The 16,420-nt window shown below is 61.2% G+C and carries 14 protein-coding genes; 6 read left to right on the top strand and 8 right to left on the bottom strand.

The features are described from left to right. Nucleotides 1–94 precede the first annotated feature (94 nt). Nucleotides 95–2,758: a DNA gyrase subunit A gene (gene gyrA / locus M5B43_RS22300; RefSeq protein WP_248752108.1), complete on the bottom strand. Its 2,664-nt coding sequence runs from the start codon at nt 2,756–2,758 to the stop codon at nt 95–97. Between the two features lie 422 nt (nt 2,759–3,180). Continuing rightward, entirely contained in the window at nt 3,181–4,251 is a 1,071-nt protein-coding gene (mtnA, locus tag M5B43_RS22295) for an S-methyl-5-thioribose-1-phosphate isomerase (protein WP_248752107.1), read from the bottom strand. A 109-nt stretch (nt 4,252–4,360) separates the two neighbouring features. Between mtnA and M5B43_RS22290 the strand changes: the two genes are divergently transcribed. The 4 genes from M5B43_RS22290 (at nt 4,361) to M5B43_RS22275 (ending at nt 8,062) form a co-directional block, all read left to right on the top strand. Beyond that, nucleotides 4,361–5,692 (top strand): TRZ/ATZ family hydrolase, encoded by a 1,332-nt coding sequence (locus M5B43_RS22290; RefSeq protein ID WP_248752106.1) that lies wholly within the window; start codon nt 4,361–4,363, stop codon nt 5,690–5,692. Nucleotides 5,693–5,756: 64 nt separating this feature from the next. Next, nucleotides 5,757–6,455, top strand: coding sequence for a bifunctional 2-polyprenyl-6-hydroxyphenol methylase/3-demethylubiquinol 3-O-methyltransferase UbiG (gene ubiG, locus M5B43_RS22285; RefSeq protein ID WP_122305469.1), 699 nt, complete (start codon nt 5,757–5,759; stop codon nt 6,453–6,455). Between the two features lie 4 nt (nt 6,456–6,459). Next, the gene (mupP, locus tag M5B43_RS22280) at nt 6,460–7,131 is read left to right on the top strand and encodes an N-acetylmuramic acid 6-phosphate phosphatase MupP (protein WP_248752105.1); all 672 of its coding nucleotides are present in this window, start codon (nt 6,460–6,462) and stop codon (nt 7,129–7,131) included. A gap of 190 nt (nt 7,132–7,321) precedes the next feature. Next, the gene (locus M5B43_RS22275; RefSeq protein WP_248752104.1) at nt 7,322–8,062 is read left to right on the top strand and encodes a YciK family oxidoreductase; all 741 of its coding nucleotides are present in this window, start codon (nt 7,322–7,324) and stop codon (nt 8,060–8,062) included. A 72-nt stretch (nt 8,063–8,134) separates the two neighbouring features. On the opposite strand, the gene M5B43_RS22270 is transcribed toward M5B43_RS22275, so the two are convergent. Genes M5B43_RS22270 through M5B43_RS22245 form a run of 6 tightly spaced genes read right to left on the bottom strand, consistent with a single transcriptional unit; the run spans nt 8,135 to nt 14,291 of the window. Beyond that, nucleotides 8,135–9,649 (bottom strand): ABC transporter substrate-binding protein, encoded by a 1,515-nt coding sequence (locus M5B43_RS22270; RefSeq protein ID WP_248752103.1) that lies wholly within the window; start codon nt 9,647–9,649, stop codon nt 8,135–8,137. A 1-nt stretch (nt 9,650) separates the two neighbouring features. Next, nucleotides 9,651–10,649: an ABC transporter ATP-binding protein gene (locus M5B43_RS22265; protein WP_248752102.1), complete on the bottom strand. Its 999-nt coding sequence runs from the start codon at nt 10,647–10,649 to the stop codon at nt 9,651–9,653. Continuing rightward, complete coding sequence (locus tag M5B43_RS22260; protein WP_248752101.1) at nt 10,646–11,602, bottom strand: ABC transporter ATP-binding protein; 957 nt, start codon at nt 11,600–11,602, stop codon at nt 10,646–10,648. The genes M5B43_RS22265 and M5B43_RS22260 overlap by 4 nt, the downstream gene beginning before the upstream one ends. Beyond that, nucleotides 11,599–12,456, bottom strand: a complete 858-nt coding sequence (locus M5B43_RS22255; RefSeq protein WP_248752100.1) for an ABC transporter permease — start codon at nt 12,454–12,456, stop codon at nt 11,599–11,601. Before M5B43_RS22255 ends, M5B43_RS22260 begins: the two co-directional genes overlap by 4 nt. Beyond that, complete coding sequence (locus M5B43_RS22250) at nt 12,453–13,400, bottom strand: ABC transporter permease (protein ID WP_248752099.1); 948 nt, start codon at nt 13,398–13,400, stop codon at nt 12,453–12,455. Before M5B43_RS22250 ends, M5B43_RS22255 begins: the two co-directional genes overlap by 4 nt. Nucleotides 13,401–13,403: 3 nt before the next feature. Continuing rightward, a complete protein-coding gene (locus tag M5B43_RS22245) occupies nt 13,404–14,291 on the bottom strand; it encodes a proline iminopeptidase-family hydrolase (RefSeq protein ID WP_248752098.1) in 888 nt (295 codons plus the stop codon). Between the two features lie 183 nt (nt 14,292–14,474). On the opposite strand from M5B43_RS22245, the gene M5B43_RS22240 reads away from it, so the two are divergent. Beyond that, a complete protein-coding gene (locus M5B43_RS22240; protein ID WP_248752097.1) occupies nt 14,475–15,239 on the top strand; it encodes a LuxR family transcriptional regulator in 765 nt (254 codons plus the stop codon). A 92-nt stretch (nt 15,240–15,331) separates the two neighbouring features. After that, the gene (locus tag M5B43_RS22235) at nt 15,332–16,264 is read left to right on the top strand and encodes a proline iminopeptidase-family hydrolase (protein ID WP_248752096.1); all 933 of its coding nucleotides are present in this window, start codon (nt 15,332–15,334) and stop codon (nt 16,262–16,264) included. Nucleotides 16,265–16,420 lie beyond the last annotated feature (156 nt).

Here is a 16,420-nt window from a genome sequence, read left to right as displayed (position 1 = left end):
GCCCCCTCCCACAGCTGGATCTGCACGGGTATCGATATTTCCATCCGGACAAACAACAAGGGGGCGAATCTTCATCCGCCCCCTGTGTGTCCGCTTATTCCTGCGGTTCTTCTTCGTCTGCGGCAGCGTCGAGGGTTGGCTCGTCGACGCCGTCATCGGCATCGCCGATCACTTGCCCCTCAAGCGCAATCCCTTCTTCGCCTTCCAGCTCCTCGCCTTCGACTTCCGATGGTTCCTGGACACGCTCCAGACCCACCAGCGTTTCGTCGTTGGCCAGCTTGATCAGCGTCACGCCCTGGGTGTTACGCCCCAGGCTCGAGACTTCAGCCACACGGGTACGCACCAGGGTGCCCTGGTCGGAAATCAGCATGATTTCCTCGCCATCGAGCACCTGTACCGCGCCAACCAGACGGCCGTTGCGGTCGTTGCTGACCATGGCGATAACACCCTGGCCGCCGCGCTTGTACTCCGGGAACTCGCTGATGGCAGTACGCTTGCCATAACCACGCGCCGAAGCGGTGAGGATCTGGCTGCCTTCTTCCGGGATCAGCATCGAAATCAGCTTCTGCCCTTCCGGCAGGCGCATACCGCGTACACCGCGGGCGGTACGGCCCATGGCGCGCACGTCGGATTCCTTGAAGCGCGTCACTTTGCCGCCGTCGGAGAACAGCATGACTTCACGCTCGCCATCGGTGATGGCGGCCGAAATCAGTACGTCGCCTTCGTCCAGCTCCAGGGCAATCAGGCCCACGCTGCGCTGACGGCTGAAGGATTCCAGCGGGGTCTTCTTCACGGTGCCTTTGGCGGTAGCCATGAAGATGAAGTGACCTTCGGTGTATTCGTCGACCGGCAACATGGTGGTGATGTATTCATCACTGTCCAGCGGCAGCAGGTTGACCAACGGACGACCACGGGCAGCACGGGAGGCTTCCGGGATTTCGTAGGTCTTGAGCCAGTACACCTTGCCCTTGCTGGAGAACAGCAGCAGCGTGGTGTGGCTGTTGGCGACCAGCAGGTGAGCGATGTAGTCCTCATCCTTCACGCCGGTAGCCGACTTACCTTTACCGCCACGGCGCTGGGCCTGGTACGCAGCCAATGGCTGGGTCTTGGCGTAGCCACCGTGGGAGATGGTCACCACGCGCTCTTCTTCCGGGATCATGTCACCCAGGGTCAGGTCGAGGCGCGCATCGAGGATCTCGGTGCGGCGCACATCGCCGTATTCGGCGCGGATCACTTCCAGTTCTTCGCGGATCACTTCCATCAGGCGCACGGCGCTGCTGAGGATGCGGATCAACTCGCCGATCTGGTTGAGGATCTCCTGGTACTCGGCCAGCAGCTTCTCGTGCTCCAGGCCGGTCAGGCGGTGCAGGCGCAGCTCCAGGATGGCCTGGGCCTGTTCCGGCGACAGGAAGTACTTGCCTTCACGCAGGCCGTATTGCGGGTCCAGGGTCTCCGGACGGCAGGAGTCGGCACCGGCACGTTCGACCATGGCCACCACGGCGCTGGATTCCCAAGGCGTGCTGATCAGCGCTTCCTTGGCTTCCGACGGGGTTGGCGAGGCCTTGATCAGGGCGATCACCGGGTCGATGTTCGACAGTGCCACCGCCTGGCCTTCCAGGATGTGCCCACGCTCGCGAGCCTTGCGCAGTTCGAACACGGTACGACGGGTGACCACTTCGCGACGGTGACGTACGAAGGCTTCCAGCAGATCCTTGAGGTTCAGGATACGTGGGCGACCGTCGATCAGTGCCACCACGTTGATACCAAACACGCTTTGCAGCTGGGTCTGAGCGTAGAGGTTGTTGAGGATCACCTCAGGCACTTCACCACGACGCAGCTCGATCACCACGCGCATACCGTCTTTGTCGGACTCGTCGCGCAGCTCGGTGATGCCTTCCAGCTTCTTCTCTTTTACCAGCTCGGCGATCTTCTCGATCAGACGCGCCTTGTTCAACTGGTAAGGCAGTTCGGTGATGACGATCTGCTGGCGGCCACCGACCTTGTCGATGTCTTCGATCATCGAGCGGGCGCGCATGTAAATGCGGCCGCGACCGGTACGGTAGGCTTCGATGATACCGGCGCGACCATTGATGATCGCAGCGGTCGGGAAGTCCGGGCCCGGGATGTATTGCATCAGCTCATCGACGGTCAGCTCAGGGTTGTCGATAAGGGCCAGGCAACCATCGATGACTTCACCGAGGTTGTGCGGCGGGATATTGGTGGCCATGCCCACGGCGATACCGCTGGAGCCGTTGACCAACAGGTTGGGAATCTTGGTGGGCATGACAGCCGGGATCATCTCGGTGCCGTCGTAGTTCGGCACCCAGTCCACGGTTTCTTTATGCAGGTCGGCCAGCAGCTCGTGCGCCAGCTTGGTCATGCGCACTTCGGTGTATCGCATGGCCGCGGCGTTGTCGCCGTCGACCGAACCGAAGTTGCCCTGGCCATCTACCAGCAGGTAGCGCAGGGAAAACGGCTGGGCCATCCGAACGATGGTGTCGTACACCGCAGTGTCGCCGTGAGGGTGATACTTACCGATCACGTCACCGACAACACGGGCAGATTTCTTGTACGGCTTGTTCCAGTCGTTACCCAGCTCGCTCATCGCGAACAGCACACGCCGATGCACGGGCTTCAAGCCATCGCGCGCATCAGGCAGTGCCCGACCGACAATTACGCTCATCGCGTAGTCGAGGTAGGACTGTTTCAGCTCGTCTTCGATATTGACCGGGAGGATTTCTTTGGCCAGTTCGCCCATGAGAAGCCTGATTCCTTTTTCGGGTGAAACCTCGTCACATCCTATGGGACGAACGAAGCTCGCCGCTGCCGGCAGAGTGCCTGACAACGACTTACGACAAATCAACGAGTTATGACACGGATCTGCACGTTATAGGCCACCCCTCGGGGCAACCCTGGAAACCGCCGGATGTTATCACAATCGCCGCCACGCACCTATCCCCCTGATGCGCATGGAGCATAGTAAGTTGACGGATGACAGGCTTGAGGGGGACGAGAGGGGCTCAGAGCTGGGTTGATGCAATTTTAAGGGGGCAGATCCGAGAGAATTATTGACTTTGATGACCAATCGGGGGCAAGCCCCCTCCCACATTTGAATGTGTTCACAGCCCAAGTGTGGGAGGGGGCTTGCCCCCGATTGCAATCTGACAGGCACTACAGCCCTCAATGCAGGCGCTTACGGCACATCAACTTGGCCAGCTTGGCCGCGTCCGGCCGTTCGACAATGCCTTTTTCGGTCACGATCACGTCGATCAGGTCGGCCGGGGTTACATCAAACACCGGGTTGAAGGCATTCACCTCCAACCGCTGGCCGTTGACGTCCAACAACTCACTGGCATCGCGCTCTTCCAAGGCGGCATCATCACCTGTGGCCATCATCAGATCGAGGGTAGAGCTCGGCGCCACCACCATGAAGCGCACGCCATGGTGCATGGCGCAGACCGCCAACTGATAGGTGCCGATCTTGCTGATCACATCACCGTTGGCGGCGATGCAATCGGCGCCGACAACCACCCACGTCACACCTTTGGTCTTGAGGATATGCGCACCCGCCGAGTCCGCATTCAGCCGGACCGGAATGCCCTCGCCCGCCAGTTCCCAGGCCGTCAGCCGCGAACCTTGCAGCCAAGGCCGGGTTTCGTTGACGTAAACCTGCTCGACCATGCCCTCCAGAAACGCGGCGCGAATCACCCCGAGTGCCGTGCCGACACCACCCGTGGCGAGCGCGCCGGCATTGCCATGGGTCAGGATCGCCTGGGCATTGCCCTGGTGCTTGCGGATCAGCTCGACGCCCAACTGGGCCATCGTCAGGTTGGCCACCCGATCACTGTCATGGATCGCGACAGCTTCGGCTTCCAGCGCCGCCAGCGGGTCGGCGTGCTTTTTGAGGCGATCCAGACGGTCGCGCATGCGCTTCAAGGCCCAGAACAGATTCGATGCGGTCGGACGCGTATCGGCCAGCAGTGCGTAGTCTTCTTCCCACGCGGCTTGCCAGTCCCCTCCCTCAGCGACACGCTTGCGAGCTGCCAGGACCAGGCCATAGGCTGCGGTGATTCCGATAGCCGACGCACCCCGCACGGTCATCGAGCGGATAGCCTCGGCCACCGCCTCAACCGTGTTGCAAGCCACCCAGCTCTCCCGGGACGGCAAAACACGCTGGTCGAGCAGATACAGCGCGCCATCACGCCAATCGATGGCCTTCACTTTCTCTGCAGCTAACAGTCGGTCGCGCATCCCTTACCCCGCACTCATGAACAAAAGCCGCCGATTATAGCGATCCGCCAGCCAGGACGCTCGGGTATACTTCGCCCTTCTTTTATAGCTGCCCGGGAAGAAGCCTGCGATGACCTCTACTGCCGCCCCGCTCGACGTGTTGCTGCTGCCGACCTGGCTGGTACCTGTCGAACCTGCCGGCGTGGTACTGAAGGAACATGGCCTGGGCATCCGCGATGGGCGCATTGCCTTTATCGGGCCACGGGCCGCGGCCTTGAAGCTGGCAGCCAGCGAAGTTCGCGAGCTGCCCGGCATGCTGCTCAGCCCCGGCCTGATCAATGCCCACGGCCATGCGGCAATGAGCCTGTTTCGTGGCCTGGCCGACGACCTGCCGCTGATGACCTGGCTGGAGAAACACATCTGGCCCGCCGAGGCCAAGTGGGTCGACGAAGCGTTCGTGCGTGACGGCACCGACCTGGCCATCGCCGAACAGCTCAAGGGCGGCATCACGTGCTTCAGCGACATGTACTTCTACCCCAAGGTCGCCAGCGACTGCGTGCACAACAGCGGCATACGCGCACAGATCGCGATTCCGATCCTCGACTTCCCGACGCCCGGCGCCGGCAGCGCCGATGAGGCCATTCGCCAGGGTGTCGAGCTGTTCGGCGACCTCAAGCACCACCCACGCATCAAGATCGCCTTCGGCCCTCACGCGCCCTACACCGTGAGCGATGACAACCTGGAAAAAATCCGGGTGATCGCCGAAGAGCTGGATGCCACGATCCATATGCATGTGCACGAAACCGCGTTCGAGGTCCAACAGGCCGTCGAGAAGAGCGGCGAGCGGCCATTGGCGCGCCTGGGCCGCCTCGGGCTACTGGGCCCACGCTTCCAGGCCGTTCATATGACCCAAATCAGCGAGGATGACCTGGCTTTGCTGGTAGAAAGCAACACCAGCATCATCCATTGCCCGGAATCGAACCTGAAACTGGCCAGCGGCTTTTGCCCGGTGGAGCGTCTGTGGCAGGCTGGGGTCAATGTGGCCATCGGCACCGACGGCGCCGCCAGCAACAATGACCTGGACCTGCTGGGCGAAACCCGCACCGCCGCGATGCTGGCCAAGGCCGTTGCCGGTTCCGCCACCGCCCTGGATGCCCACCGCGCATTGCGCATGGCCACCCTCAACGGTGCGCGGGCCATGGGCCTGGAAAGCGAGATTGGCTCGCTGGAAGTCGGCAAGGCGGCGGACATGGTCGCTTTTGATCTGTCGGGGCTGGCGCAACAACCGATCTACGATCCGGTCTCACAGCTTATATATGCCACCGGGCGCGATTGCGTGAAACACCTTTGGGTCGCCGGCAAGCAATTGCTCGACGACCGGCAATTGACCCGCATGGACGAACCCCAGTTGACCGCCACGGCCATCGCCTGGGGCCAACGCATCAGCGGGCATCACGAATAACGCTGGCGCTGACCCCCTGGGTTCGGAACCTGCAAACCGATTTATCAGATTTAGAGGATGCACCATGAGTAACGTCGATCACGCCGAAATCGCCAAGTTCGAAGCCCTGGCTCACCGCTGGTGGGACCGCGAAAGCGAGTTCAAGCCGCTGCACGATATCAACCCGTTGCGAGTCAACTGGATTGACGAACGCGTCAACCTGGCCGGCAAAAAGGTGCTGGACGTCGGTTGCGGTGGCGGCATCCTCAGTGAGGCCATGGCCCAGCGCGGCGCTACCGTGATGGGCATCGACATGGGCGAAGCGCCGCTGGCCGTGGCCCAGCTGCACCAACTGGAATCGGGCGTGAGCGTGGAGTACCGGCAGATCACCGCCGAAGACCTGGCCGAGGAAATGCCTGAGCAGTTCGACGTGGTCACCTGCCTTGAGATGCTCGAGCACGTGCCGGACCCTTCCTCGGTGATCCGCGCCTGCTTCCGCATGGTCAAGCCGGGCGGCCAGGTGTTCTTCTCCACCATCAACCGCAACCCCAAGGCTTACCTGTTCGCGATCATCGGCGCCGAATACATCATGAAGCTGCTGCCGCGCGGCACCCATGACTTCAAAAAATTCATCCGCCCGTCCGAGCTGGGTGCGTGGAGCCGCCAGGCCGGGCTGACCGTCAAGGACATCATCGGCCTGACCTACAACCCACTGACCAAGCACTACAAGCTGGCCAGCGACGTTGACGTCAACTACATGATCCAGACCCTGCGCGAGGAGTAAGCCTGTGAAGTTGCGAGCGGTTCTCTTCGATATGGACGGTACCCTGCTGGACACCGCGCCGGACTTTATCGCCATCTGCCAGGCCATGCGCGCTGACCGCGACCTGGCGCCGATCAACCCCCAGCACATCCGCGACGAGATCTCCGGTGGCGCACGGGCGATGGTCGCCGTGACCTTTTCGATGGACCCGGAATCCCCAGGTTTCGAAGCACTGCGCCTGGAATTCCTCGAGCGCTACCTCAAGGGCTGCGCAATCCACAGCAAACTGTTCGACGGCATGGCCGAACTGCTGGAAGACATCGAAAAATCCAAGCTGGTCTGGGGCGTAGTCACCAACAAGCCACTGCGCTTTGCCGAGCCGATCATGCAGCAACTGGGCCTGGCCGAGCGTTCGGCCCTGCTGATCTGCCCGGACCACGTGAAGAACAGCAAGCCGGACCCGGAGCCGCTGATCCTGGCATGCAAGATGCTCGACCTGGACCCCGCCAGCGTGCTGTTCGTGGGGGATGACCTGCGCGACATCGAGTCCGGTCGCGATGCCGGCACCCGCACGGCGGCGGTGACGTTCGGCTACATCCATCCGGACGACAACCCACGCAACTGGGGCGCCGATGTCGTGGTGGATCACCCACTGGAACTGCGCAAGGTGCTCGATAGCGCACTGTGCAGTTGCTGATGGCTCACTGATCTTGCTGACCGATGAAAGATCACAATGTGAGAGGGGCTTGCTCCCGATGGCGGTGGGTCAGTCAATACATGCAGTGGCTGACACTCTGCTATCGGGAGCAAGCCCCCTCCCACCGTTGGGTCTTCACTGTTTTTAAGATGGGTGTACGTAAACCTGCTGAATTCTGTCGAGGTTGTTTATGTTTGATTACTCTGCACGTCCAGACCTGCTCAAAGGCCGGGTGATTCTGGTGACCGGTGCCGGTCGCGGGATTGGCGCGGCAGCGGCGAAAACCTATGCCGCCCATGGCGCCACGGTGCTGTTGCTGGGCAAGACCGAAGCCAACCTGGCCCAGGTGTATGACGAGATCGAAGCCGCAGGCCAACCCCAGCCGGTGGTGATCCCCTTCAACCTGGAGACCGCCCTGCCCCATCAGTACGATGAGCTGGCCGCGATGATCGAAAAAGAGTTCGGCCACCTCGACGGCCTGCTGCACAACGCCTCGATCATCGGCCCGCGTACGCCGATCGAGCAGTTGTCCGGCGAGAACTTCATGCGGGTGATGCACGTGAACGTCAACGCGATGTTCATGCTGACCAGCACCTTGCTGCCGTTGCTCAAGCTGTCCCAGGATGCATCGGTGGTGTTCACCTCCAGCAGCGTCGGGCGTAAAGGCCGCGCTTACTGGGGCGCCTACGGTGTATCGAAATTCGCGACGGAAGGCTTGATGCAAACCCTGGCCGATGAGCTCGACGACGTGGCGGCGGTACGCTCCAACAGCATCAACCCGGGCGGCACACGCACCAGCATGCGAGCCCAGGCGTACCCGGGGGAAAACCCGATGGAACGACCGGCACCGGAAGAGATCATGCCGGTGTACCTGTACCTGATGGGGCCGGACAGTGCCGGCATCAATGGGCAGGCGTTTGACGCGCAGTAAGACACACCGCTGAACCAAATGTGGGAGGGAGCTTGCCTTCTCCCACATGTGTATTACGGTGTTCTTTGACGCTTAGTTTTTTACCACTTGCTCAAGCGTGAAGCGCCCCAACGGGTTCTGCAGGAAGTTGCTCACATTCTTGCGCGAGATGTTGATGTAAGGGCTGTAGTACAAGTCGATCCAGTTCACATCCTGTTTCGCCAGCTTCTGCAGTTCGACGTACATCTGCTCACGCTTGACCGGGTCGGCCTCGATGCGCGCCGCAGCTACCAGTTCCTTGACCTTATCGTTCTTGTAACGGGTCATGTAGTTCTGGTTGGTGTCGTGGCCCAGCACGAAGGTGGTCTTCTGGTCCGGGTCGAGGATGTCGTTGGTCCAGTACATCACTGAAATATCGTACTCACCGTCCACCAACATCTGCCAGCTCTGGGTCGGGTCGACTTTCTGCAAGTTGGCGGTGACGCCGACCTTGGCCAGTTGATCCTTGATGATCACAGCAATCTGCTCATCGGCTTCATTGCCGGCGTTGACCACGTAGTTGAGCTTCAAGTCCTTGGCACCGGCATCGGCCAGCAGCTTCTTGGCGGCTGTCGGGTCGTAAGGGCGCTGCAGGTTGTTGGCGTAGTGGAACAGCGAGCCTTTAGGGATGTAAGAGTACGCCACGGTGCCTTGGCCGTACGTTGCGGTCTTGACCAACGATTGCTTGTCGATGGCCATGTCCAGCGCCTCACGCACTTGCTGCTTGGCCAGCAGCCCGTGAGCATGGTTGATCAACAGGTGATCTTCACGGGTGGACGGGTCGGAGTGGATCACCACGTTCTGGTCTTTCTTCAGTTCTTCCACGCGGGAGAACGGTACGAAGATCGCCGTGTCGAGCTCATTGTTCTGCACCATGCGCATGCGGGTGTTGTCGTCGGTCACCGACACCCATTCCACGCCATCGAGGCTCACGTTCCTGGCCTGCCAGAAGTTCGGGTTCTTCTTCAGGATCACCCGATCACCCTTGCGCCACTCGCCCACGGTAAACGCACCGGAAGTCACCGGGTTTTCCGAGTAGGCATCTTCGCCCATCTGGGTCATGGCTTTTTCCGACAGGATCGACACCGTCGGCGAGGCCAGTTGCGAGAGGAAGGCGACCGCTGGGGTCTTCAGCGTCACCACCAGGGTCTGCGGATCAGACGCCTTGGCCGTGTTGATCAGGCTGAACGGTTCACTCCACAGCGACGCCTTGTTGTCGCGGATGCGCAACAGGCTGAAGGCGGCATCGCTGGCGGTGATCGGCGCGCCATCGGAAAATTTCGCGTCACGCAGTTTGAAGGTGTAGGTCAGGCCGTCCTTGGAAATCTCCCAGCTTTCTGCCAGGCCCGGTTCCATTTTGGTGCCCAGGTTATCCACGCGCACCAGGGTGTCATAGACGTTGGCGAATACCCAGGTGTCGCGGTTCTGTGCGCTTTTGATCGGGTCAAACGTGGTGCTGTCTTCCCGGCAGCCGATGGTCAGGACCCCAGCGGCTTGTGCAAAACCAGCGGTCAGCGACCACGCCGTCAGCGTGGCGGCGGCGAGCAATTTCAAGTGGCGCGATTGCATGTCATAACTCCTTGTTTATAACGGCAGAAAGGGTCAACGGTTGTTCAAGCACGCAACTGTATCGATGCTCGTGCAGGAAATGGGTCGGCGGCAATACCACGGAACACATGGCCCGGGCATACCGGCAACGCGGGTGAAAGGCACAGCCTTCAGGCAAATTCAGCGGGCTCGGTGGCTCACCGGGCAAGGGTTGCGTAGGCAAAGGCCGATAGGGATCGATCTCGGGAATCGCCTCGATCAACGCAGCGGTATAGGGATGACGTGGCGCGGTAAACACCGCTTCCACCGGCCCTTCCTCGACGATCTTGCCCAGGTACATCACCGCCACGCGGTCGCACAGGCGACGCACGATCGCCAAGTCATGGGCGATAAACAGAATCGCCAGGTTCATGCGCTGTTGCAGCTCCAGCAACAGGTTGATGATCTGGCCCTGGATCGACACATCCAGTGCCGCTACGCATTCGTCGGCGATGATCAAACGTGGCTCCACCGCCAGCGCCCGGGCGATACCCACACGCTGGCACTGGCCGCCACTGAGGGAACCGGGTTTGCGGGCGGCCAATTCGGGACGCAGGCCCACCAGCTCGAGCAGCTCGTTGACCCGGGCCGGGATCTGTTGCGGGGTGACTTTGCGCTGTACGCGCAAGACCTCGGCAAGGGTTTCGCCAATCGTGTGCCGTGGGTTCAGCGCGGCATAGGGGTCCTGGAAAATCATCGCGGTTTCATGGCGCAGTCGTGCGATGTCGATGGCGCTGCCATGGGCCATGTCGATGCCATCGAACAGCACCTGCCCGGCACTGATCGGGTTGAGGTGCAAAATCGCCCGGCCCAGCGTACTTTTGCCGCTGCCGGACTCACCGACCAAGCCCAGGGTTTGGCCCGCTGCCAGGTTCAGCGACACACCGTTCACCGCCCTCACCCACTGCTTGCTCAGGCCGAACACACCCTTGCCGGACGCGGCAAAGCGCACCTCAAGATCCTTGATCTGCAACAGGCTCATGGGCGAACGCCCATAGGATAGTGGCAGGCCACCCGCGTGCCTTGCGGCAGGCGTTCGGTGCACAAGGCGCCCACCTGCGGGCAGCGCGGATTGAAGCGGCAACCGTCGGGCAACGCGTCCAGCAAGGGAGGCTGGCCCGGGATGGTGCGCAACAAGGCATGGCCAGCGCTGTGGGCCGGCTGGCAGTCGATCAGGCCAGCGGTGTAGGGATGCTGCGGGTGCGCCAAGAGGTCATATTTGCTGCCGCGCTCGCACAGGCGCCCGGCGTACATCACGGCGATGGAGTCGCAGGTTTGCGCGACGACGCCGAGGTCGTGGGTGATCATGATGATCGACAAGCCGCGCTGGTCACGAAGGTCCAGCAACAGTCGCAGGATCTGCGCCTGCACCGTCACGTCGAGCGCCGTGGTCGGTTCATCGGCGATCAGCACCTTCGGGTTACAGCCCAGCGCGACCGCGATCATCGCGCGCTGGCGCATGCCGCCGGAAAACTCGTGGGGGTAGTTGTCGACCCGCGCTTGCGGGTCGGGAATCCCGACTTGGCGCAACACCTCGATAGCCTGCAAGCGTGCGTCTTTTTTCGAGGCACCTTGATGCAGGCGGATACCCTCGGCAATCTGCTCGCCAATGCGCATCAAGGGGTCCAGGTGGCTGCTGGGGTTCTGGAAGATCATGCCTAACTGCCCGCCACGCACAGCACGCATACCGGCATCATCCAACTGCAACAAGTCCTGGCCGGCCAACCATACGCCAGCGCCCTGGACACGCAGGTTGGGCGATGGCAACAGACGCATCAGCCCGCGACAGGCCATGGTCTTGCCCGAGCCGCTCTCGCCCACCAAACCAAGGATCTCACCTTCGGCCAGGTCGAAGGACACGCGATCAACCAGCGTCACATCACGCCCGGCATTAGTGGCGATCACACTGAGCTCCTGCACTTGAAGCACGCTCATGAGCGATCCCCCAATACTTGCGCCACACCGTCAGCCAGCAGGCTGAATCCCATGGCCAAGGTCACGATGGCCAAGCCCGGGAACGTACAGATCCACCAGGCAGTGGTGATGAACGCCTGCCCTTCGGCAACCATGGTGCCCCATTCGGCGGTCGGCGGTTGGACGCCCAGCCCCAGGTAACTCACGGCGGCACCATTGAGCAGCACCAGCACCGCGTCAGACATGGAAAACACGATCGAGCCAAACATCGCATTGGGCAGCAGATGCCGGAACAGGATGCGCCCATGGCCAAACCCCAGGCTCTTGGCGGCCAGGGCAAAGTCGCTCTCTTTGAGCACCAGGATCTGCGAACGAATCAGCCGCGCATAGGACACCCAGCCCACCAGCGCCATGGCGATATAAAAACTCTTCAAGCCGGGCCCGAGGATAGCCATGATTGCCAGCATCAGCACGAGGAAGGGGAACGCCAGGATCACATCGATCACACGCATGCAAAAGCTGTCGAAGCGCCCGCCGATGTAGCCGGAGATGGCACCGACGAAGGTGCCGATGATGAACGGGAAGATCACCCCGATAATCGCCAGTTGCAGGTCGACGCGTGCCCCCCATATCACCCTCGAAAGGATGTCCCTGCCGTAATTATCAGTGCCAAACGGATGGGCCAGGCTGGGCCCCAACAAACTGATGTCGGTGTTCTGCGCAATCGGGTCATAAGGGGCGATCCACGGTGCAAACAGCGCCAGGGCCAACCAGATGAGCAGAATCAACAGCCCCCACGCGGCGGTGAACCGGCCATTGCGAAAGCCCAAAGGCAGGCGCAAACGCCAGGGAGCAATCAGTGGGCGGCTGCTCATTGCATCTTCACCCGGGGGTCGAGGGCAACCGTGACCACGTCCGCCACAAAGTTAACCACCACCGTCGCACAGGCCAGCACCATCGCCACGCCCTGCACCACCATGTAGTCCCGGGTAAAAATGCCGCGCACCAGCAACTGGCCAATGCCCGGAATGGCAAACAGGCTTTCGATGACCACCGTGCCGCTGATCAGCCAGCCGATGTTGACCGCCAGCAGGTTGACCGCCGGCACCAGGGAGTTGGGCAGTACATGGCGACGGAACACAGCCGCTTGCGATAGCCCTCGCGCGCGGGCGGCGGTGACATGGTCAGCCTGCAATTCCATCAACATGCTTGCCCGCAGGTTGCGCACCAGCACCGCCGACAGCGCCAGGGCGATGGTCAAGCACGGCAGGACCATATGGTGCGCCTTGTCCAGCCAGGTCCGCCCGTAGCCGGACACCGGGAACAAGCCCCATTGCACGCTGAGCAGCAGGATCAGCATCAACCCCAGCCAGAACGCCGGCATCCCAAGGCCGACCGTGGTGAATATACGGATCAGGTTGTCCGCCCAGCCGCCTTTGTTGCGCGCCGCCCACGTCGCCAGCGGCACCGCAATCAGCAGCGCAAGCACCACACTGCCCAGTACCAGCACCAGCGTCGGTTCGATACGGGTGACGATCAGTTTCAGCGCATCGACCTTGTACAGTAGCGATTGGCCGAGGTCGCCCCTGAGCAGGTTCTTCAGGAAGTAGAAATATTGCAGCCACAACGGTTCGTCGAGGCCGTACTGGGCGCGGATTTTCAACAAGGCGTCCGGCGTGCTGCGCGAGCCGAGCAGCGCGCGGGCCGGGTCGCCGGGAATCGAGCGCACCAACACGAAGGTGATCAGGCTGATGCCAAACAGCACCGGCAGCAATTGCAGCGGCCGGGAGAGTACAAAACGGTAACGCGCCAGGTTCATCCGTCAGCCTCGGTGGCGAGCGAGGAAGTCCAGCAGTACCGGGAAGTATGCCTGGGGCTCCTCATAAAAAGGCATATGGCTACTGTTGGGGAACACGTGCAATTCAGCCTGCTTGGCTGCCAGCTTCATGCGCATGGCACAGGCAGGCGTCAGTTCGTCGTGCTGGCCAGTGGTGATCAGGATCGGCATCTTGAAGTCGGCCATTTCAGCGATGCGGTTCCAGTCCTTGAGGTTGCCGGTATAGAGGAACTCATTGGGACCCTGCATGGTTTCGTAGGGCCCCATGTTCCAGTCGTCAAGGGAGCGCTTGAGCGGCTGCGGCCACTCGTCCAGGCGGCACACGTGGCGATAGTTGAGCAAGGTGATGGCCGCCTGGTACTGCGGGTGGTCCAGGGTCCCCATGGCTTCGTGGCGCTGCATCATGGCCACGGTTTCGCTGCCGAGGGCACCGCGCAGGCGTTCGAGTTCTTGAGAGAGATGGGGAATGTCGCCGACCGTGTTTTCGAGGATCAGGCTTTTCAGCGCACCGGGATAATGGATCGCGTACTCGATGCCCAGCCAACCGCCCCAGGAATGCCCAAGCAAATGCACCCGGCCCAGGTTCAGGGCTTGGCGCACGGTTTCGACTTCTTCTACATAACGGCGGATTTCCCACAGGGAAACATCGGTCGGTCTGGCTGATGCGCCCGTGCCAAGCTGGTCGAATGCAACCACTCGCAGGTTATGGATTTTGAGCCAGCCGTGGGCGTCGCGCAAGTAGTCACACGGCAAGCCCGGGCCACCGTTGAGACACAACAGCACCTCATCGCCTTCGCCAAAGCTGTAGACCACGAGGTTATGGCCATCGACTTGCACGTTGTACTGCTGGTCGGGGGCAATTTCACGCCACATGCATACATTCCTTGTGTTGTATCAGCCTGGCAGGTAGCGGCCGTTTATCAGGCCAACACTACCGAGGATGCCGCGCGTCCATAACCTAGTATTTCTTATAGGTTTGGCCTGGCAGTCCTTCGCCGGGGCGTGGCATTCTACTTGCCGCAAGTCGAGATTCAAATGAATTCGGGAGCAGAACGGATGCAGGCCAAGCTAACCGCCTTCAATGACCGTCTCATACCAGGCAGGAGCCTGGACGAGCAGATGGACAATACCTTTACCCTCGCCCAGCAATTGGGTTTCGATGCACTGGTGTATGACTACACCCCGGTGCCCATCGACCTCAATGGTGCACTGATTACACCCTCGGTGCTGCAATTGCGCAACACACCGACCGACTGGCAAGCCTTATGGTGCGGCGAAGGGTTTTACCAGATAGACCCGGTGCAACACCTGGCCCTGAGCACGGTGTCACCCTTTGTCTGGTCCTACGAGGCGAAAACCGAGACCGCCCTGCAAAAGATCATCGACCCTTGCCACGCGCCGGTGTCTTCGTACCTGCATGAGCAGCAGTTGACCTGCGGTGTCAGCGTGCCGATCCACCTGCCCCGGGGAGGCTTCGCATCGTTGACGGGCCTGCGTACCGGCAAGGCGCGCACGGTATTGAAGGACGCGCAGCAGACGTTGGCCGATTTCAGCCTCATCACCCATGCCTTGCAGGAAGCGGCCTACCCGCTGTTCAGCAGAGAGCTGCGGACCTACCCACATATTCACCTGACCAAACGCGAACGCGAGTGCCTGAAATGGGCCGCCGACGGCCTGACCGCCGCCGAAATCGCCACGCAACTGAGCCGTTCCCTGGCGGTGGTCACCCTGCACCTGGCCTCGGCCATGCACAAACTGGGGGCCAAGAACCGCGTGCAAGCGGTCGTACGTGCCACCCATTACCGCCTGCTGGAGGGCTGATCCGTCGGCAAAACCTAGCTGTTTTGCTAGTTACCTAAACTTCTTGTGCAGACTATTGTGTCCCTGATCCTTTTTTCAGAGCAGGGCACGAAATGGAATTCATCGAAAAAGTCCGCGAAGGCTATGCGTCCTTTGGCGCCTATCAGACCTGGTACCGCGTTACGGGCGACCTGACCACCGGCCGTACACCGTTGGTGATCATCCATGGCGGCCCCGGCTGCACCCACGACTACGTCGATGCCTTCAAGGACGTTGCCGCCAGCGGTCACGCAGTGATTCACTACGACCAACTGGGTAATGGCCGCTCCACGCACCTGCCGGAGAAAGACCCTTCATTCTGGACCATCAGCCTGTTCCTCGAAGAACTGAACAACCTGCTGGACCACCTGCAAATCAGCGACAACTACGCGATCCTCGGCCAATCCTGGGGCGGCATGCTCGGCAGCGAGCATGCGATCCTGCAGCCCAAGGGCCTGCGCGCGTTCATTCCCGCCAACTCGCCGACGTGCATGCGCACCTGGGTCAGCGAGGCCAACCGCCTGCGCAAACTGCTGCCGGAAGGTGTGCACGAAACCCTGCTCAAGCACGAACAGGCCGGCACGTATCAAGACCCGGAATACCTTGGCGCCTCGCGGATTTTCTATGACCAGCACGTATGCCGGGTCAACCCGTGGCCGGAGGAAGTGGCGCGCACCTTCGCCCAGGTCGATTCTGACCCGACGGTGTACCACGCCATGAGCGGCCCGACCGAATTCCACGTGATCGGCAGCTTGAAAGACTGGAATGTGATCGGCCGATTGTCGGCGATCAAGGTACCGACCCTGGTGATTTCCGGCCGTCATGACGAGGCCACACCGTTGGTGGTCAAGCCGTTCCTGGATGAGATCGCGGACGTGCGCTGGGCGCTGTTTGAAGACTCCAGCCATATGCCCCATGTGGAAGAACGCCAAGCGTGCATGGGAACGGTGGTGAAGTTTTTGGATGAAGCGTGCTCCATGCCACACAAGGAACTCAAGGCGGGTTGAATTCCTGTGTGAGTGGGCGGCTTTTAAGCGCTGTGGCGAGGGAGCTTGCTCCCGTTGGACTGCGTAGCAGTCCCATTCTTTGTCAACAAAGAGCGGGGCCGCTTCGCGCGCTCCCTCGCCACAGTACAGCGCGCCTTCTTAACTGACGGGCATTAG

Source organism: Pseudomonas sp. MWU15-20650 (assembly GCF_023242475.1).
Lineage (GTDB): Bacteria > Pseudomonadota > Gammaproteobacteria > Pseudomonadales > Pseudomonadaceae > Aquipseudomonas.
Note: the sequence above shows the minus strand (reverse complement) of the source record. Positions and strands in the feature narration are given on the sequence as shown.